Annotated in this window: 14 protein-coding genes and 3 pseudogenes; 7 read left to right on the top strand and 10 right to left on the bottom strand. The window is 62.9% G+C overall.

Annotated elements, in window-relative coordinates; all coding sequences use genetic code 11:
- Nucleotides 1-10: 10 nt before the first annotated feature.
- Both N7E02_RS15735 and N7E02_RS15730 read right to left on the bottom strand, forming a co-directional pair.
- A pseudogene (locus N7E02_RS15735) lies at nt 11-1022 on the bottom strand (LacI family DNA-binding transcriptional regulator).
- A 129-nt stretch (nt 1023-1151) separates the two neighbouring features.
- The gene (locus N7E02_RS15730; RefSeq protein ID WP_286583065.1) at nt 1152-1868 is read right to left on the bottom strand and encodes a GntR family transcriptional regulator; all 717 of its coding nucleotides are present in this window, start codon (nt 1866-1868) and stop codon (nt 1152-1154) included.
- Nucleotides 1869-2105: 237 nt separating this feature from the next.
- Between N7E02_RS15730 and N7E02_RS15725 the strand changes: the two genes are divergently transcribed.
- From N7E02_RS15725 to N7E02_RS15700, 6 genes and pseudogenes are all read left to right on the top strand, one after another.
- Nucleotides 2106-3197, top strand: coding sequence for an ABC transporter ATP-binding protein (locus N7E02_RS15725; RefSeq protein WP_286583063.1), 1092 nt, complete (start codon nt 2106-2108; stop codon nt 3195-3197).
- A 35-nt stretch (nt 3198-3232) separates the two neighbouring features.
- Complete coding sequence (locus tag N7E02_RS15720; RefSeq protein WP_286583061.1) at nt 3233-4522, top strand: ABC transporter substrate-binding protein; 1290 nt, start codon at nt 3233-3235, stop codon at nt 4520-4522.
- Between the two features lie 185 nt (nt 4523-4707).
- Nucleotides 4708-5619, top strand: coding sequence for an ABC transporter permease (locus N7E02_RS15715; RefSeq protein WP_286583059.1), 912 nt, complete (start codon nt 4708-4710; stop codon nt 5617-5619).
- A 1-nt stretch (nt 5620) separates the two neighbouring features.
- The gene (locus N7E02_RS15710) at nt 5621-6439 is read left to right on the top strand and encodes an ABC transporter permease (RefSeq protein ID WP_286583056.1); all 819 of its coding nucleotides are present in this window, start codon (nt 5621-5623) and stop codon (nt 6437-6439) included.
- 8 nt (nt 6440-6447) lie between these two features.
- Nucleotides 6448-7185, top strand: a pseudogene (locus N7E02_RS15705) (aspartate/glutamate racemase family protein); the annotation flags it as partial.
- Nucleotides 7180-8013 carry a GNAT family N-acetyltransferase gene (locus N7E02_RS15700; protein WP_286583860.1) on the top strand — a complete coding sequence of 278 codons (834 nt, stop codon included), beginning with the start codon at nt 7180-7182 and terminating at the stop codon, nt 8011-8013. The pseudogene N7E02_RS15705 and the gene N7E02_RS15700, both read left to right, overlap by 6 nt.
- 9 nt (nt 8014-8022) lie before the next feature.
- Here N7E02_RS15700 and N7E02_RS15695 read toward each other — a convergent pair whose 3' ends face one another.
- Nucleotides 8023-8229, bottom strand: a complete 207-nt coding sequence (locus tag N7E02_RS15695; protein ID WP_286583859.1) for a hypothetical protein — start codon at nt 8227-8229, stop codon at nt 8023-8025.
- Between the two features lie 310 nt (nt 8230-8539).
- Between N7E02_RS15695 and N7E02_RS15690 the strand changes: the two genes are divergently transcribed.
- Nucleotides 8540-9307 (top strand): siderophore-interacting protein, encoded by a 768-nt coding sequence (locus N7E02_RS15690; RefSeq protein ID WP_374730699.1) that lies wholly within the window; start codon nt 8540-8542, stop codon nt 9305-9307.
- A 45-nt stretch (nt 9308-9352) separates the two neighbouring features.
- Here N7E02_RS15690 and N7E02_RS15685 read toward each other — a convergent pair whose 3' ends face one another.
- The 7 genes and pseudogenes from N7E02_RS15685 to N7E02_RS15655 form a co-directional block, all read right to left on the bottom strand.
- Entirely contained in the window at nt 9353-10426 is a 1074-nt protein-coding gene (locus tag N7E02_RS15685) for a lactonase family protein (protein WP_286583053.1), read from the bottom strand.
- Nucleotides 10427-10536: 110 nt separating this feature from the next.
- Entirely contained in the window at nt 10537-12108 is a 1572-nt protein-coding gene (locus N7E02_RS15680; RefSeq protein ID WP_286583051.1) for a glycoside hydrolase family protein, read from the bottom strand.
- Between the two features lie 141 nt (nt 12109-12249).
- A complete protein-coding gene (locus N7E02_RS15675; RefSeq protein ID WP_286583856.1) occupies nt 12250-13440 on the bottom strand; it encodes a beta-barrel domain-containing protein in 1191 nt (396 codons plus the stop codon).
- A gap of 9 nt (nt 13441-13449) precedes the next feature.
- Entirely contained in the window at nt 13450-14130 is a 681-nt protein-coding gene (locus tag N7E02_RS15670; RefSeq protein WP_286583855.1) for an ATP-binding cassette domain-containing protein, read from the bottom strand.
- Between the two features lie 302 nt (nt 14131-14432).
- A pseudogene (locus N7E02_RS15665) lies at nt 14433-15107 on the bottom strand (ABC transporter transmembrane domain-containing protein); the annotation flags it as partial.
- Between the two features lie 663 nt (nt 15108-15770).
- Entirely contained in the window at nt 15771-17510 is a 1740-nt protein-coding gene (locus N7E02_RS15660) for an Ig-like domain-containing protein (protein WP_286583049.1), read from the bottom strand.
- A complete protein-coding gene (locus N7E02_RS15655) occupies nt 17417-18328 on the bottom strand; it encodes an Ig-like domain-containing protein (RefSeq protein WP_286583048.1) in 912 nt (303 codons plus the stop codon). Before N7E02_RS15655 ends, N7E02_RS15660 begins: the two co-directional genes overlap by 94 nt.
- Nucleotides 18329-18405 lie beyond the last annotated feature (77 nt).

Raw genomic sequence — 18405 nt, 5'->3', positions numbered from 1 at the left:
CGGCTGGGAATTACGCGGGAACGAAGCTTTTGCGCGTGACGAGCTGCGGCACGACCCTCTCCCAGGCGCGCGGCTCCTCCGGATGCTGCAGGCGGCGGTCGAGAAGCATGACGGCCCGCGCCGCGATCGTTGCCGGATCCTGCCGGAACGTCGTCAGCCCATAGCTCAGCCAGGCCGCTTCCGGCACGTCGTCGAAACCGATCAGCGCGACGTCATCCGGCACGATGAGGCCGAATTCCTGGCGGATCGCATCCATTGCGCCGAAGGCCAGAAGGTCATTGGCGCAGAAGATCGCATCCGGAAAGTCGCCCTCGCCGAGCAGCGCCCGGGCAGCGGAAATGCCGCTGTCGTAATCGGAATCGCGACCATGGGCGATCCGTGCTTCGAAGCCTTGGGCGCGGACGGCAGCAACAAAGCCTGCTCCCGCTCGGCAATGCTCGGCGTCGCGGAATGCGAGCCGATCACCGCCAGCCGACAGCGGCCGGCAGCGATAAAGGCCGCAGCCGCTTCCTGCGAAGCCTCGGCATTGCCGGCAAGCACATGATCGGCATCCGGTTCGGAACGGCCGATGACGACGAGCGGCTGGCCGTTGCGTTGGGCGAGTTCGAAAAGCTCGCCGGCGGCGAGCCGGAGAGGATGATCGTCGCCTCGGCGCGATGACCGATCAGCATTTTTTGCGCGGCGAGCAGCTCTTCTTCGGTCTCGCCGGTATTGATGAGGACGGGAATGGAGCCGCGGCGGATCAAAGCCTTGGTCAGCGCCGCCGTCAGGTGGGCGCGAAAGCCGATCTCCGGCCTGGTCGCCACGACGCCGACGAGACGGCTTTGGTTGGCAAGCACCCCGCGGGCGAGATCGTTGACGTGATAGCCGAGTTCGTCGGCCGCCTTCATCACCTTTTCCCGCGTCGCCGCGGAAACGCTGGCGCCGGGGGTGAAGGTTCGCGACACGGCAGAACGGGAGACCCCCGCCAGCTGTGCCACCTGTTCGGCGCTGACGAAGCGCATTCTTTTCTCGTCTCTCATATCACATTTCACGCCCATCTCTTGCACAGCCGTGCAATCCGCGTGAAATGTATTAAACCGCTACATTTACAGTGGCATGACAGTCCGTCAGAAAGTGGAGGATGGACGCTTTTCGGTCCGATGCGATGTTCAGCGGATCGCGAGCGCGTCCTTCAGCCCTACGCCCTGCTTCGGCTCCAGATCGAGATCGGCTTCGATATGGTCGATATGGTGCAGCATCAGGTCCGCCGCGCGTCTGGCATCGCCCTTTTCGATCAGATCGAGGATGGCGAAATGTTCGCTATGGCCGCAGCTCGATACGCCGGTGCGGCCGTAAAGCGCTATCACCAGCGAGGAACGGGCAACGAGTTCATCCATGAAGCGCTGCAGGATGGCGTTGCCGGCAACCGAGGCGAGCATGAGATGGAAATCGCCGGAGGCCTTGATCTCCGCCCTGCGCGCCGCCGGGCCGCGCTCGTTCATGTAGCGCTCCTCTTCCAGAAGCTGCTCGCGGAAGCGGGCGATATCCTCGGCCGTGATGCGATCGACTGCGGCGGCGATGATGCCGGGCTCGATCAGGCGACGGGAGGCAAAAATCTGCCGCGCTTCCTCCGGCGAAGGATTGGAGACGAAGGCGCCACGGTTGCGCTCGGTCTTCACCAGGCCCTCGAAGGTCAGCATCTGCAAAGCGGCACGGGCCACGGTGCGGCTGACATCGAACAGCGCGCCGACTTCCGCTTCCGACAGCTTCGTCCCCGGTGCCAGACGCCGATCTATAATGGCGTTGCGCAGGGACTCGCGGATCGCAAGCGACCGGTCCTCGGCAATGGCATCGATGGAAGGCGGGGTGTTTTCGAGCAGGGTCATGGGTTTTCGTCCGGCATATCCCCTTCTAACCCGCGGACGGCGTCTCTGCCTAGTAGGATGTTTTGCAATCCAATATTCGGATTGCATACAATTTGAACATGCGATCGAAAACGATCGCTGCAAATTTGCGCAGCGCACAAGACCGATTTTCGCGGTGCTGGGAAATCTCCTGACAGTTCAACGGCAAAGCGAACTGGCACGCCTCCTGCATGACCATGATGTCGCAGGAGAATGCCTATGAGCAAAGCCGCTGAAATAGACATCGTATCCGTCTCCAAGATCTATGGCGCCACCACGGCGGTCCATGAGATCAGCCTGAAGATACCGGCCGGCACCTATTGCTGCCTGCTCGGCCCCTCGGGCTGCGGCAAGACATCGACACTTCGGATGATCGCCGGCCACGAGAGCATCTCGACGGGCGATATCCGCCTCGGCAATGCCGTCGTGACCGACCTGCCGCCGGCGAAACGCGGCACGGCGATGATGTTCCAGTCCTATGCGCTCTTTCCGCATCTCGATCTCGTCGACAATGTCGCCTTCTCCTTGAAGATGAAGGGCGTCGAGAAGGACGAGCGCCGGGCGAAAGCGCTCGACATGCTGCGGCTGATGCAGCTCGAAGCCTATGCGACGCGCCGCCCGGCCCAGCTTTCCGGCGGCCAGCAGCAGCGCGTGGCGCTGGCGCGTGCGCTGATCACCGACCCGGAAGCGCTGCTGCTCGACGAACCGCTTTCGGCGCTCGACCCGTTCCTGAAAATCCGCATGCGGGCGGAGTTGAAGAAGCTGCAGACCTCGCTCGGCATTACTTTCGTGCATGTGACCCACAGCCAGGAAGAGGCGATGGCGCTGGCCGATATCATCGTCATCATGAATGACGGGCGCATCGAACAGGCGGCCCATCCGCGCACCGTGTTCGAACGGCCGGCCACCGCCTTCGTCGCCAAATTCATGGGCGACCATAACGTGATTTCCGGCCGCGTGACGAAGAGCGCGGGCGACGAGCTGATGATCTCGGTGCCGGCCGGCGGCGATTTTCTGGCCACGGGTGCCGCGACCGCCGGCCTGACCGATACGGCGGATATCGCGATCCGCACCGATCACGTCCGCGTCGGCGAGGCTGCGGAAAAGGGCCTCGGTTTCACCGGCTCGGTGTCCAATGTCGAATACCGCGGCTCGTCGGTGAAGCTGACGGTCAACGGCGCCGGCGTCGAGGATTTTACCGCCATCCTCAGCGACAAGGCGTTCTTCGCCAACCCGGTGAGGGTGGGCGATGCCATTCCGCTTTCCTGGGAGCGCGAGGACGCGCTCGTGCTGGGGCGGCTGAAGCACTGAAAATACAACGATAAAACCTCAAGAGGAGAACTGGCATGACCGAGACGACGAAAACCAAGACCGGCATTTCCCGCCGCTCGCTGCTGAAGACGGCGTCTGCCGCTGCCGGCCTCGCCGCCGGTTCGGGCGCGATTACCGGCTTCCCGACCATCTGGGCGCAGAACCCGATCACGCTTCGCCAGTTCGGCACCGGCGTGTCGAACCTCAATGCGATTGCCGAAAAGTGCAAAGCCGACCTCGGCATCACGCTGGAAATGACGGCGACCGATTCCGACGCCGCCGCGCAGCGCGCCGTCACCCAGCCGAAGTCCTACGACATTGCCGATATCGAATACTGGATCCTGAAGAAGGTCTATGCCGCCGGCGTGATCCAGCCGATGGATACCAAGAAGCTGAAATATTACGACAAGGTCGTGCCGCTGTTCAAAAACGGCAAGCTGACGCCCGACAGCGTGATCGCTCAAGGGACGGCGCCGCACACGGTCGGTTTCGTCGAAAAGCCGGGCGACAAGACATTCGCCAAGGAAGAAACCCAGTATTTCACCATGATGCCGACAATCTACAATGCCGATACGCTCGGCATTCGTCCCGACCTCGTCGGCCGCGAGATCTCCACCTGGGCCGACATCATGGACCCGAAGTTCAAGGGCAAGACCTCGATCCTGAACATCCCGTCGATCGGCATCATGGATGCGGCGATGATCATGGAAGCCATGGGCAACCTGAAATATGCCGACAAGGGCAACATGACCAAGGAAGAGATCGACAAGACGATCGACTTCCTGATCAAGGCCAAGCAGGACGGCCAGTTCCGCGCCTTCTGGAAGTCCTTCGACGAGTCGGTGAACCTGATGGCGTCCGGCGAAGTGATCATCCAGTCCATGTGGTCGCCGGCGGTTGCCGCCGTCCGCTCCAAGGGCATCGCCTGCAAATACCAGCCGCTGAAGGAAGGCTATCGCTCCTGGGGCGGCGGTCTGGGTCTCGCCGCACATCTCACCGGCGCGCAACTCGACGCGGCTTATGAGTATATCAACTGGTACACGTCCGGCTGGGTCGGCGCGTACCTCAACCGCCAAGGCTACTACTCTGCCTGCATGGACACCGCCAAGGAACACATGTCGGCCGACGAATGGGGCTACTGGATCGAGGGCAAGGCCGCCCAGGGCGATATCGTCGCCCCGGACGGCAAGGTCATGGAAAAGGCCGGCGCCATCCGCGACGGCGGCTCGTTTACCGAACGCATGGGCCATGTCGCGTGCTGGAACTCCGTGATGGACGAGGACCGCTACATGGTCCGCCGCTGGAACGAGTTCATTGCGGCTTAAGGGCTGCGGCTGGACAGGGCGGGGGCATCTCGGGTTGCCCCCTCACCCGCCTCCGCTTCGCTCGGCGAACCTCTCCCCAAGGGGAGAGGAAGATCCGTAACGTCGCGGCAAATCCCCTTCTCCCCTCGGGGAGAAGGTGGTCCGAAGGACCGGATGAGGGGCTTCGCCCCAAGAGAGAGGCGACAATGGCGACGATCACATCATCGGCGACGGAAGAGACCGGCAGGGTCCGCTCCAAGGGCTTTCGCCTGCCGCTAGCCGTCATCTCCTATCTGCAGGCCGTGCCGCTGACGCTGATCCTCGGCTTCTTCCTGCTCCTGCCGATCCTCATGATCGCGGTCGTCAGCTTCTGGGATTATGACTTCGCCCAGATGTATCCCGACTTCCTCACCATGAATTACGAGGAAACGCTCGGGTCGTGGGTCACCTGGAAGACCTATCTCAACACCCTGAAATTCGCCGTTCTGGTCTGGGCGATCACGCTGGTGATCGGCTTCTGGGTCGCCTATTTCCTTGCCTTCCACATCCGCACCACCTCGATGCAGATGGTGCTGTTCCTCGTTTGCACCGTGCCCTTCCTGACGTCGAACATCATCCGGATGATCTCGTGGATCCCGGTTCTGGGGCGCAACGGGTTGATCAATTCGGGACTGATCAATTCCGGCATCATTTCAGAGCCGATCGAATGGCTGCTCTATTCGGATTTCGCCGTCGTGCTCGCCATGGTGCATCTCTACACACTGTTCATGGTGACGCCGATCTTCAACACGCTGATGCGTATCGACAAGTCGCTGGTGGAAGCGGCGCGCGATGCCGGTGCAACGAGCTGGCAGATCCTGACAAACGTCATCATACCGCTCGCCAAGCCCGGCATGGCGATCGGCACGATCTTTGTCGTGACGCTGGTGATGGCGGATTTCTCCACCGTGCAGGTCATGTCCGGCGGGCAGAGCGCTTCGGTGGCGCTGATGATGAAGAACCAGATGTCGCTGCTGCAATACCTGGCCGCCGCCGCCAATGCGGTCGTGCTGCTGGTCCTCGTCCTGCTGATGGTCGCGGGCATCCTGCGCATCGTCGATATCAGGAAGGAGCTCTGAGATGCACCGTGAAAAGCGCTCCCGCGAATTCTACATCCTAGCGATCTTCTTCGCCGTCTTCGTGCTCTTTCTCTATGGCCCGCTCTCGGCGATCCTGATCCTCTCCTTCCAGGGACCCAACGGAGGCCTCACCTTCCCGCTCAACGGCGTATCGCTGCGCTGGTTCGCCAACCTGTTCGAAACCCAGGCGGTGGGCGATTTCGGCGGCTCGTTCCGCCGCTCGGCAATGCTCGGCATCATGGTGATGTTGGTGACGGTTGTCGTGTCGCTCCTGGCCGGCCTAGCCTTCCGCCGCAAATTCATCGGTGCGACGGCCCTCTTCTATCTGGCGGTCGCGAGCCTCGTCGTGCCTTCGATCATCGTCTCGCTCGGCATCGGCGTGCTGTTCAACCAGCTCGGCCTGCAGCCTGCATGGTATTCGTCGGCCTTCGGGGCGCATCTGACATGGACCCTGCCCTTCGGCGTGCTGATCATGTTCGCCGTGTTCAACCGCTTCTCGCCGGCCTATGAGGAGGCGGCACGGGACCTCGGCGCGTCGTCCTGGCAGACGTTTTCCAATGTCGTGCTGCCGATGATCGCGCCGAGCCTGATCGGCGTCGGCCTGTTCGGCTTCACGCTCTCCTATGACGAATTTGCCCGCACGCTGATGACGGCAGGCTCGTTCAACACGCTGCCGCTCGAGATCTACGGCATGACGACCAATGTGACGACGCCGGTTCTCTATGCGCTCGGCACGGTCACGACCGTCTTCTCCTTCCTCGTGATTGCCGGCACGCTCGGCCTGATCGTCCATCTCAACCGCCGCCGCCTGAAGTCGTAAAGCCAGCCATGCGCATTCTCGTCATCAATCCCAACACCACCGCCAGCATGACCGCCACGATCGCCGACTCGGCGCGGCGCGTTGCCGCCAGCGGCACCGAAATCGTGCCCGTCACCTCATCCATGGGGCCGGTTTCGATCGAAGGCTATTATGACGAAGTCTTCGCCATTCCCGGCCTGCTGAAGGCGATTGCCGAGGGTGAGAAGACGGGCGTGGATGCCGTCGTGATCGCCTGTTTCGACGATACAGGGCTGGACGCGGCGCGGGCGCTGGCAGACGTACCGGTGATCGGCATCTGCGAGGCGGCCGTCTCCGCCACCGCCTTCATTGCCCAAAAGTTCACCGTGGTGACGACGATGGAGCGCTCGCGGCTGCCGCTCGAACATCTGGTGCATCGCTACGGCATGGCCTCGCGCTGCAAGGTGCGGGCGGCCGACATTCCCGTGCTTTCACTGGAGGACCCGAATTCCAATGCCCGCGACCGGTTGCGCAGCGAGATCGCGCTGGCGCTGAAAGAGGACCGGGCCGAGGCGATCGTGCTCGGCTGCGCCGGCATGGCGGACCTGACGACCGAACTGAGGGCCGAATTCGGCGTGCCGGTGGTGGATGGCGTGGCGGCGGCGGTGAAACAGGCGGAATCGCTTGTCACCATGGCGCTGACGACCGCCAAGCGCGGCGCCTATGCGACGCCGATCTCGAAACCCTATCGCGGATTGCTGGAAGCCTTCGAGCCCGGCAAGATGACCGAGGTCACGATCCGTCCGCTCGATCTGGCAGAGGTCGTGACACTGATCGGCTGGGCGAAAGCGGAAGGCTGGAATCCGGGACTTGCCGATGCCGCGCCGTTTCATGCGGCCGATCCCGAGGGGTTCATCGGCTGCTTCGTCGATGGCGTGATGGCGGCGGGGATTTCCGCCGTGCGCTACGGCAATGACTTTGGCTTCATCGGCCTCTACATCGCTCACCCGGATTTTCGCGGACGCGGCTATGCGCGGCGAGTGTGGGATGCGGGGATGGCGCATCTTGCCGGCCGCACGATCGGGCTCGATGGCGTGCCGGAGCAGCAGGCCAATTATCGATCGATGGGATTTCTGCCAGACTACGACACGTATCGCTGGAGCGGCCGGATCGACGGCAGGTCTGATGCGGATATCCGGACACTGGACGACGCCATGCTTTCGGCGCTCGTCGATTTCGACAGCCGCTATTTTCCGGCGAAACGTGAGAGGTTTCTTCGGCCTTGGCTGAAGTCTCCGCGACTGGCGAAAGTGCTGGTTCGCGGCGGCTCAACAGCGGGCTATGCGGTTACGCGCCAATGCCACGAAGGCTGCAAGATCGGCCCATTGTTTGCCGAAACCCCTGCGGATGCGATGGCGTTACTCCACACCTGCGCCGCTGAGATTGCAGGACAGGACATCCAAATTGACGTGCCCGCCGGCCAGATCGAATTCTCCGGCCTTCTGGCCGAACACGGGTTCGGCCGGGGCTTCCAGACGACCCGGATGTATCGGGGGCCGGCACCACCCTTCGCGCTCGATGGCGTATTCGGCGTAACGACGCTGGAATTGGGTTAGCGCCGCCGCTCAGAGCGCGTTGATGGAAGGCAGCAGAAGCTCCACCTCGCGGCGACGCTTGTCATCGAGCGGCGCGATATTTTCGCTCCAGAACTGCTCGGCTTCGGCGGGCTCATCCTCCCATTGCCGAACATTGACGATATTGTCGTCCACCTTGGCTTTCCGTTGTCCGCCAAGGCGCAGATATTCGTCAGCGAGTTCGCGTGATTGGGTCATGGCTTCCTCGGTTTTCGAAAGGTCACTGAAGGCATAACCCGGCAGGCGGGACAAAGTTTCATCGTTTGGAACAGCATTCGGGCCAGCGATAAGGCGATCCCCCGTCTCCTCAGGATAAGAAGAGTATTTTATGAAGGTTTTTTCGCTCGCGGTCTTGTGCCACCGGATCGGCGGGGATAGGAACAGGTTCACTGTCGGTCATTCGGTCGGCACGTAAGCGTTAACGTCAATCAACGCGCAGGATCGACAGGGGATTTCCGTCGGGCTGCGCGGGTGTGTCCGGCAGTCGGCCAAGTCCCTCGAAAGGACCATGATGGACAGCTTACAGGTACAGGCCTCCCTTCCCACCATCGAGCGCGTGCGGCATGAGCTCAAGCGGCGCGAACTGACCGTCAGCGACATAACCTATGTCACGCCGCAGATGCTGCGCATCACGCTGACCGGCGAAACGCTCGCCGATTTCATCAGCCTCGGCGCCGACGACCATGTGAAGATCTTCGTGCCGGGCGCGGGTGGCGAGATGGAGATGCGGGATTACACGCCACGCTCCTACAACAACCTGACGGGCGAACTCGTGCTCGATTTCGCCGTCCACGAGGCCGGCCCGGCAACACGCTGGGCGCTCGAGGCCAAGCCCGGCACGGTGCTCGAGATCGGAGGGCCGCGTGGCTCGGCCGTCATCAGCAATGTCAAACGCTGGGTGCTGATCGGCGACGAGACCGCGCTGCCGGCAATCGGCCGCCGGATCGAGGAGGCCGGACCGGGCGAGACGATCACCGCCATCGGCGCCGTGGCCGGGCCCGAGGAGGAGCAGCGCTTCAGCACGGCGGCGTCGCTCACGACGCTCTGGGTGCATCGACCGCTGTCAGATGCCACCGATGCGTCGGGCATGATCGCGGCTCTCGGCCGGGTCGAACTGACGCCGGATACGTTCGTGTGGATCGCAGCGGAAGCTTCGGTCGCCCGGGCGATCAAGATGCATCTGGTCAATGAGCGCGGTCATCCGCTGACCTGGATCAAGGCCGCCGGTTATTGGGTGAAGGGCAAGGCCGACGCGCACGAGAAGATCGTCGACTAAAGCTCGCGCGGCTGCTTGAGTGAAGGGACTCAGGCAGCCGGCCCATTACCGGGCGGCAAACAGGACGCAGACAGGGCTTCCGATCTCGTAGAGCTCGCCGATCGGCTTCAATGCGCCGGTGCGTCGATCGATCATGAAGACGGCCAGCGAGTGGCTATCCTGATTGGCGACGACGAGAACGCGACCTAGCGGATCGATGGCGAAATCGCGAGGTGTTTTGCCACGCGTGCCGTACCAGCCGATTGGCTTGAGTTGACCACCATCATCAATGTCATAGGCGATTATGCTGTCATGGCCTCGGTTGGACGCGTAGAGAAATCGGCCATTGGGATGGATGTGGATTGCTGCCCCATAGGACGGGCCGTGATAGTCTTGCGGCAGGGTCGACTGTTGCGACAGCAGGGTCAGCCCCTCCTTGCCATAGGCATAGGTTGAAATGGTATTTGCCAGTTCGTGCAGGACAAAGACCTTGTCGCCGTCCAGGGAGAAGACGAGGTGCCTGGGCAGAGAGCCGGCCGTTGTTCTGGTGACATGATCCGGCACCGGATCGATAAGGCCATTGGCTATGGAGTGGCGGGTGATTTCGTCGGTTCCGGCATCGCAGACGAGGACATGGAGGCCGTCCGGGCTTGCTACGACCTGATGCACGTGCGGGCCTTCCTGCCGGTCCGGGTTCGGGCCGGAACCGCTGCGGCGGATATCGACGCAGTCTCCTGCCGGGAGACCGTTGGAACCGAGCGGATAGGTGACGAAATTACCGCTTCCGTAATTGCCGATGAAGAGGCGGCTGTCCTGATTGTCGAGAGAGATGTGGCAGGGTGCGTCACCATACACCGCCACTTTTGCTTCCACCGACAGCTCGCCGGTCGCTGCATCGAAGCGGAGAACGGCGGCACCGGCGCCGTCCTTCTCATCCAGTTCCTCGACAGCATAGAGCATGTTTCCGTCGCGTGAGAACGCCAGATAGGTTGGGTTGTGTAACTCGCGGCAGGTGCTGACCGGGGTGATCGATCCGGTATATGCATCGATACGCTGGACCGAGATGCCCTCGCCCCGGCCCATCACATGGGGCATGGGCTCGGTATAGCTGCCGATGATGATGGTAGTCTGATCGGACATGCCTTCTCCCGGCTCAGATGATTGACGGGATGACGATTCGCTCCCGGTGGGTAGCCTCACATGGCGGGGGCGTCGGGATCAATACACTCGCTTGAAGCCCGCTCGCCGCGTCAGCGCAGGCTGCCGGTCGAATTTTTCACCTGACGCGCCGATGCCCCGTAGCGCTCGAGATAGGCGCGGTAGGCCACGAAGCCGGAAAGATAGTGTTCGACGTCGTCGATGCGGGTGCGGAAGGCGTGGTGGCGGATGAAGAAGGAGCCGACGATGCGGCGCGGATTGCGCATGAACATGGCCGTTTCCGGCCAGAAATGGCCATTGAGAAGATAGCGGGCTCGCTTTTCCAGCGCCTGTTCGAAACGGGCCGGATCGATACGATCAAGCAGGTGCGGATAGCGACCATCCGCTTCCAAACGGCATAGCACCTCCCGCGTCGCCATCATCAGTTCGAGAAGCGTCGGAAAGGTGGTGATGCGGTTCGCCACGAAGTCCAGATGGTCGGCGACATTGTCGACGGCAAAGCGGAAATACTCTTCCCTCGGGCGATTATGGGTCAGCTCGTTGACGCAATAGGCCAGCCAGTGATCGTGGTGTCGGGCATGACCACTGCGGATGAAATGACGGAAGGCGCGTTCGACGGCGTCAAGCCAGCGGTCGTCGCCGGTCAGGTCGTAGAGCCGCATGAGGGCAAAGGCCGCTTCGCCCTCGTAATAGATGGTGCGAAACTCTTCCTGGGTCTGGAGGCTCGGGAATTTCAGCACATGCCGGAAGGCGCCCGTCTCCTTGTCCTGCATGAAGCAGATGCCGAGCGCGAGCTTCTCCATCAGCTCGTCATGGGTGTCGTCGCCGAAGACGGCGGCATATTTGGCAAGCGCCAGGATCGCAACCGCATTGCCGCCGAGCTTTATCTCGTTGCTGGCTTCCAGCAGGAAGGCCGCCACCTGCCCGTCCGGCAGCAGCGCATGGGAGATAAGATGCCGGGTGAGGCATTCGATGGAGCGCTCGATCGCATCCCCCAATATATTGCTGCGCGTGACCTCATAGGCCTCGATCATCGCATAGGTGGTGCTGGCGTGACGGAGCGTGTTGTAGGCGCCGATCGGCCGGTCGAAGCAGGGATGATAACCGTAGACGAAGCGGCCTTCGAAACTGACCTGACGGGCCAGGAATTCGGATCCGTCGGTGATCAGCGAGGTCACCAGATCGACATCCAGCCGATCGACCACGCGGCGGCCGGCATCGAGCCCGCTTGGATGGAGAGGGTGAATGGACGTGCCGTCGAAGAAGACGCCCGAACCGGCGAAGAGAAAGACCTTCTGCTCATCGCGAAAACCCGGTGCCGGCCGGCCCTTGAAGCGGTTGCGGAAGTAGATGAGAAAATTTCTCTCGTTGAGTTCCGCCGCGGCAATCTGGTTGCCGCCATAAAGCATGGCATTGCCGTTCAATTCCTGCTCGAGAAAGGCGCAGTCGAAGCGCTCGTCCAGTGCCAGCCCGAGCCGGAAATAATTGCGCTTGGTGCTGGCCAAAACGGTGCGCAGCTCACCCCAGGTGGAGGCCTCGACGGCGGACGGCCAGTCGACCCTGAGCCAGCGATGCCTGCCGGCCTGGCGCTGCTGCATAGTCCTGACGGCTTCGATGCCCTTGTTCCAGGCGGTGTCGAAGGAATGCCCGGTGGCGATCGTCACCTCCGCCCGTTCTTCTCCATCGCAGCAGGAGAAGAACAGGACGAAGGCGGGATAGGGGCGGGCAGCGCCTGGGTGGCGGCGCGGACATGCCTTTGCAACTCGTCGAGGCGGGATGGCGAAAAACTGTCAGGCATGACCATTCTAGCGCTCCCTCATCGCCTCGCGGGCCTTGTTGAACGGCTTGATCAGATAGTCGAGCACGCTCTTCTGGCCGGTATGGATGTCGACCGTCGCGACCATGCCTGGCGAGATCGGAAATTCCTTGCCGGCATCGTTGCTCAGGGCGTCCTTTTCCGTCTTCACGAAGACCCGGTAGTAGTAGATCTCAGGGTCTACCTCGTCCTGGATCGTATCCGGCGAGATGGTGACGACCTTGCCGTCCAGCCCGCCATAGATCGCATAATCATAGGCAGTGATCTTCACCGTCGCGCGCTGGTCCGGGTGGATGAAGGCGATGTCGCGCGGCAGGATGCGGGCCTCGATCATCAGCTGGTCGCCGAGCGGGATGATGTCCATCAGCTTGCCATTGGGCGGTACGACGCCGCCGATGGTGGAGACCTCGATATTCTTGACGATACCGCGCACGGGAGAGCGAAGCGTCAGGCGGGAAAGACTGTCCGACCGACCCTTGATGACGGAGAGAAGCGATGTGACCTCGGCATTGGCCTTGGCCAGTTCCTCGCGCGCCTCGACCACATATTGCGTGCTGGTCTCGACCTTCTTCAGTTCCAGTTCCACCTCTTCCCGCTTCAGCCGGATGATCTCGACACTGCTCGCCGCGCCCATGGAGTTCAGGCCCTCGCTGACGCCGAGTTCCTGGCGGACGAGCGTCAGGGACTGCTCGATCCATTGCAGGGTTTCGTTGAGATTGCGCTGGCGAGCCTCATAGAGCTTGGTTTCCGTCGTGATCAGGTCTGGGAAGGCATTGAGTTCATCCGGGAAGGACAGCGGGGTCTGGTTCACTTCGGAGGTCAGACGCGCAGCACTTGCGAGCGCTGCCCGGTATTTGGCGGTGGATTCGCCGACATCGGATTCGGTGATCGTCGGGTCGAGCTGGGCGATCAGCTGGCCGCGCTCGACCACCTGGTTCTCCTGGACCATCAGCTTGGAGACGATGCCGCCTTCGAGCGACTGGATGACCTGTTCGCGGCTGATCGGCACCACCTTGCCGTCACCGGTCGAAACCTCGTCGAGGATGGCGAAATAAGCCCAGACGAGAGCGATCACGATCAGCAGGATGAAGATTTTCACCACCGTGGTGGCGCGGGAGAGGCGTACCTCGTCTTCGCCGCCATATTGCCAGCTGTCGGCAATCGCACGGGAAAAGCTCATGGCCATGGCTTAGCCCTCCTTCCGCGGAACGGACTTGAGATGGGACGGGCGGCGGGCTTTGTTGGCCGAGGCAGCGCCCGCATTGTCATCGCGCGTTTCGCCCTTGAGGACACGCAGGGCCTCTTCCTTGGGAGCATCGAGCACGACGCGGCCGTTATCGAGTGCGACGACACGCTCGACGAGATCGAGCACCCGCATGCGGTGCGTGGCGATGATCACCGTCTTGTTCTTGCTCCAGGCCGAGAACCGCCGGATGAACAGCCGCTCGCTGCCCTCGTCCATCGACGCCGTCGGTTCATCGAGCAGTACGACGGAGGGATTGCGGATCAGGGTGCGCGACAGGAGAAGCGCCTGCTGCTGACCACCCGAAAGCCCGCGGCCGCCCTCGTCGATCAGGTGATCGACGCCCTTCGGCAGGAGACGGATGAAGTCATCGGCACCTGTCATCTGCAGGGCATCGAGCAAAGCGTGCTGCGAGGCGTTCTGGGCGCCGAGCAGGATGTTTTCGCGGATGGTGCCGTGGAAGAGGCGCGAGTTCTGGGTGAGCAGCGCCACCTCGCGGCGCAGGTCGGACGGGTCGATGTGATCGATCGCGAGATTGTCGAGCAGCGCCTCGCCCGAGACCGGTTCGATCTGGCCGGACAGGGCCTGAAGAAGCGTCGACTTGCCGGCGCCGTTCTTGCCGAGCAGGGCGACGGTCTCGCCCGCCTTGATGCCGAATTCGGGAAGGAAAGTGCTGGGCGCCCGACCGGTTCGCCATAATAGAACTTGGCGCTGCGGAAACGGTAGTCCCCAAGCAGCGAGCCGACGGAAAGCCGCGTTTCGGCCGGTGGATGGTCGACCGGCATCTTCATGATCGTGTTGAGGCTCTGGAGGCCGATCTTGGCGTGCTGGTAGCGGCTCAAGACCTGGGTGAGCTGCGCCATCGGCGCCATCATGCGCGAGCCGAGGATGGAGCAGGCGACGAGCGACCCCGTGGTCATGTCGCCGGCCATGACGATCGGCGCGCCGCAGAAGACGATGACGGCGAAGACGCTGGTCTGGATGCTGTGGCCCCAGCCGGTCAGCGTGCTGGTGATGGAGCGCAGCTGGACCTGCGCATCGGCACTCGCCGCATTGAACGTGTTCCACTTCTGCTGGAAGACGCCTTCCGCCTGCAATGCCTTGATATCCTCGATGCCCTGGACGGCCTCGACCAGCATGGCGTTGCGCAGGGAGGATTCCCGCATGGCGAGACCGGCGCTGCGCTTCAGCTTGCTCTGCGCTAGAAGGCCAGGTGTCACGAGCAAGACCAGGGCTGCAGCCGGGATGACCGCGAGCCAGCCGCCGATATATGCAAAGAGGCCGAGGAAGAGGAAGAAGAACGGAAGATCGGCGATGGCCGAGACGGTGGTGGAGGTCAGGAGATCCCGTACCTGCTCGAGATCCCGCAACTGCGCGATGAAGGTGCCTGTCGCCTTGGGGCGGTGGGAATTCTTGACCCGGAGCGCGTGGCCGAAGACCACGTCGGACACGCGGATATCCGCCCGCTTGCCGACCACGTCGATGATCGCCGTCCTGACCTTTCTCATAACGAAATCGAAAACGATCGCCACGCCGACGCCGATGAACAGGACGACGAGCGTGCTCATGGAATTGGCGGGCACGACGCGGTCATAGACCTGCATGGAGAATATGACGCCAGCTATGGAAAGTGCATTGGCGACGAGCGAGGCGAGGAGCACGTAGGCATAGGGGCGCAGGTCGCTCATGGCGATCTTGCGGAACCAACCGTGGGTGTCGGGCGCGATATAGGCGTCGATCCGCTCATCCGGCCGGGTGCGGGCATCCCGGGCGATCAGGAGATAGACGACATTGCCGTCCAGTTCAGCTCTCGGGATCCAGGTCCAGTGACCATTGTCTCCGGCGAAGATGATCTTGACCTCTTCGCCGCTGATTTCCGTCACCAGGCCGATATCGCCATAGGAAAGTTCGACCAGCATGGGCAGACGGCGAGCGGTTATGCCGCTCGCCACCGGTTCGACCGGCTTTACCTCCAGGCCGAAACGGCGGGCCAGCTTGCCGATGCGCTGCACCGGCGGGATGGCCTCCTGCATGATCGAGAAATAGCTCGTCGCGAATTTGGAGTGGGCGATGCCATAGTGCTGTGCCAGGAGCCCCATGATCTCGATCCATTCCTGGGAATTGGGATCCTTCGGGGAGCGGCGCCTTTTTCCGCATCGGCGCCAGCTCCTCTCCTTCACCCTTTCGGATGTCGTCAGGCCTGTTCCTCGTGCCTTCTTCATCCATTCCTTATCCCCTCCTCAATACACGACGGGCAGTCTTTTCTTTCACACGACAGGAAGTCTCTGGTTTGCCAGATCATCATCCTGGTTGAGCGGCTCGAACGGATCGAGCGGCGGCGCATCCACGACCTCGGTGACGGTTTCGGTCACAGCCGGGACATCGACATCCGCATTGACGCCCTGATCGAGCGAGACATCCGCATCGACGGTGAGGGCCGGATCGTCGGACAGGCCGTCAAGCGCCGTAAGGTCGATCTCCTCGCCGCCGGCATCGATCGAGACGTCGATGAGCGGATTGCCGCCATCGTCGGCGGAGGCGGTCTCGACGGCATCCGGCCGATCGACGACCGCATCGGTACCGTCGCCGGTGGCATCGGCTCCGGTTCCGTCGGCTGTCGCGTCGGTGGCGTCCGGATCGGCATCGGGTGACTGGTCATCCGCCAGAGCAAGACGATTGTCGTCATCCGCCGCGGCTCCGCCGCCATCGTCGCCCCCACCGTCATCGGCAAAGGCGAGGCTGACGACATCGTCCGAGGAAGCCATCATCAGCGAACCGTCATCGGCCTGGACGTCGATCGACAGATCCGCCGTCAGCGCATTGCCGGTATCGGGATCGAAGACGGTGACGGTGAAGACATCCGTGCCACCCGCCGCCGAGCCCGTATCCGGCGTGTAGACGTAGGAGCCATCGGCCTGCATGACGAGCGAGCCGAAATCGCCGACGATCGTCACGCCGGCCGCTCCCACCGCGTAGGAGATGCCCTCGTGGACGACGGAGCCCACCTGCAGGTCATCGACGCCCGGGCCCGAGGCCGCCGTATCGATGAAGTTGCCGGCCGCCGTCTCGCCGACCGTGACATTGACGATTTCGGTCTGGTCGGTCGCAGTCACCGAAATCGTCCGGACGGTGCCGATGCCGAGCGTGATGCCCGGGTTTGGAACGAGGGTGGCGCGATATTCGCCGGCATCGAGATCGGTCAGCGTCACGGTTCCCGTCGGCGCGCCGAGCAGGTTCAGCCGCAGGATGCCGTCATCGACATTGTTGGTGCCATAGTCCTCGCGCACCCACGTCGTGCCGTTCCAGCGCTCGACGATGACCGAGTAGTTGCTGAGCAGGCCGACGTTGAGAATACCGCCGATCCCGAGGTTCAGCGCTACCGTGTTTGTATCTTCGGCAAGAGTGAAGTTGACCACCGGATTGGTGGAGGCGCCGAGATTGACGGTGGCGAGGTTGCCGATCGACAGCCCGATGAGCGCCCGAACCGATTCCGAATCCGTGAACGGCGTCGGCTCGTTTGTACGCGTCACGTTGACATCCAGGATCGCGGTGTCGGACGCATCCGCCAGCGCGAAGTCGAGGCCGGGCGCCAGCACCGTTGCCGGAGGCGAGTCGTTTCCTGCCGCATCGACCTGAACGGCGGTGAGCAGACCACCGTCGACCTGTGCCGGGGCAAGACCGATGCTGAAGGTGCCGTTGGCTGCTACGATACCGGTGCCGACGGGATCGCCCGCAGCGTTTGTGACGGTCACAGTGGCACCGGCTTCACCGAGACCGGTCAGTTCCGTGCCCGATGCATTGACCACAAGACCGGTCAATGGCAGCGGATCGACGAGGTCCGGCGTATCGGCAAGACCCGGAGGAGAGATATTGTCCCCGGCATCCAGGAGCACGACGGTCAGGTCGGCGCCGGTCACCTGCGGCGAGGTGAGCGTGATGGAGAAGGTGCCGTCGCCGGCGACCAAGCCCGTGCCGACCACGGCGCCTGCTGCCGTGGTGACGCGCACGGTGGTTCCCGCCTCCCCTCGCCGGTCAGGATGGTACCTGCCGCATTGACCAGCAGGTCGGTCGGCGCAAGCGGAGCGACCAGATCAGGTGCATCCACCGTCGCGGTGGGAGAATCGTTGCCGGAACCGTCGGTCAGCACGACATCGAGTTCTCCGCCATCGACCTGGGCCGGCGAAAGGCCGATCTCGAACGTGCCATCGGCCGCGACCGTGCCGGTGCCGATGACATCGCCGGCCGCATTGGTGACCGTGACCGTGGCGCCGGGCTCGCCGCCGCCGCCGATCAGGGTGCCGGAGGCATTGACTTCAAGGTCGGTCGGCGGGGTCGGGCCTGTGAGGTCCACCGTGCCGACCGTGCCGGGCAGAGAATCATTGCCCGCCGCATCCGACAGAACGACCGACAGGTCGCCGCCGTCGTTCTGCGGTTCGGCAAAGGTGATCGAGAAGGTTCCGCCTGCCCCGACCGTGCCGGTGCCGACCGTATCACCGGCCGCATTGGTGACCGTAACGGTCGCTCCGATTTCGCCAGCACCGGTGAGGATCGTACCACCAGCGGTGAGAACAAGATTGGTCGGCGCATCCGGCGGGGTACCGTCCGTCGTGGTGGCCGTGCCGGGCTGGGACACGTTGCCCGCCGCGTCTTCGAGCACCACGGAAAGCGAAGCGCCATCCGCCTGGGGCGGATCGAGGTCGATGGCAAAGGTTCCGCCCGCACCGACCGTGCCGGTGCCGACGATGAAGCCATCGGCATCGGTGACGGTAACCGTCGTGCCGATCTCGCCAGTGCCGGTAAGCTCCGTGCCGTCAGCGCTGACCACGAGGGCAAGCGGTGCGTCAGGGGGATCGTATCGGGAGCGGCGACGGTGCCCGGCAAGGATTCATTGAAACCATCCGA

This window comes from Terrirhizobium terrae (assembly GCF_030323265.1).
In the GTDB taxonomy this organism is placed as follows: Bacteria; Pseudomonadota; Alphaproteobacteria; order Rhizobiales; family Rhizobiaceae; genus Neorhizobium.
This window is presented reverse-complemented; position numbering and strand designations above follow the sequence as displayed.

What these genes read in the sequence shown, in the direction of transcription:
- N7E02_RS15730 (WP_286583065.1), bottom strand. Translation starts at nt 1,868, where the DNA reads ATGACCCTGCTCGAAAACACCCCGCCTTCCATCGATGCCATTGCCGAG.
- N7E02_RS15720 (WP_286583061.1), top strand. Translation starts at nt 3,233, where the DNA reads ATGACCGAGACGACGAAAACCAAGACCGGCATTTCCCGCCGCTCGCTG.
- N7E02_RS15700 (WP_286583860.1), top strand. Translation starts at nt 7,180, where the DNA reads ATGACCGAGGTCACGATCCGTCCGCTCGATCTGGCAGAGGTCGTGACA.
- N7E02_RS15675 (WP_286583856.1), bottom strand. Translation starts at nt 13,440, where the DNA reads ATGAGCTTTTCCCGTGCGATTGCCGACAGCTGGCAATATGGCGGCGAA.
- N7E02_RS15695 (WP_286583859.1), bottom strand. Translation starts at nt 8,229, where the DNA reads ATGACCCAATCACGCGAACTCGCTGACGAATATCTGCGCCTTGGCGGA.
- N7E02_RS15685 (WP_286583053.1), bottom strand. Translation starts at nt 10,426, where the DNA reads ATGTCCGATCAGACTACCATCATCATCGGCAGCTATACCGAGCCCATG.
- N7E02_RS15690 (WP_374730699.1), top strand. Translation starts at nt 8,540, where the DNA reads ATGATGGACAGCTTACAGGTACAGGCCTCCCTTCCCACCATCGAGCGC.
- N7E02_RS15725 (WP_286583063.1), top strand. Translation starts at nt 2,106, where the DNA reads ATGAGCAAAGCCGCTGAAATAGACATCGTATCCGTCTCCAAGATCTAT.
- N7E02_RS15710 (WP_286583056.1), top strand. Translation starts at nt 5,621, where the DNA reads ATGCACCGTGAAAAGCGCTCCCGCGAATTCTACATCCTAGCGATCTTC.
- N7E02_RS15715 (WP_286583059.1), top strand. Translation starts at nt 4,708, where the DNA reads ATGGCGACGATCACATCATCGGCGACGGAAGAGACCGGCAGGGTCCGC.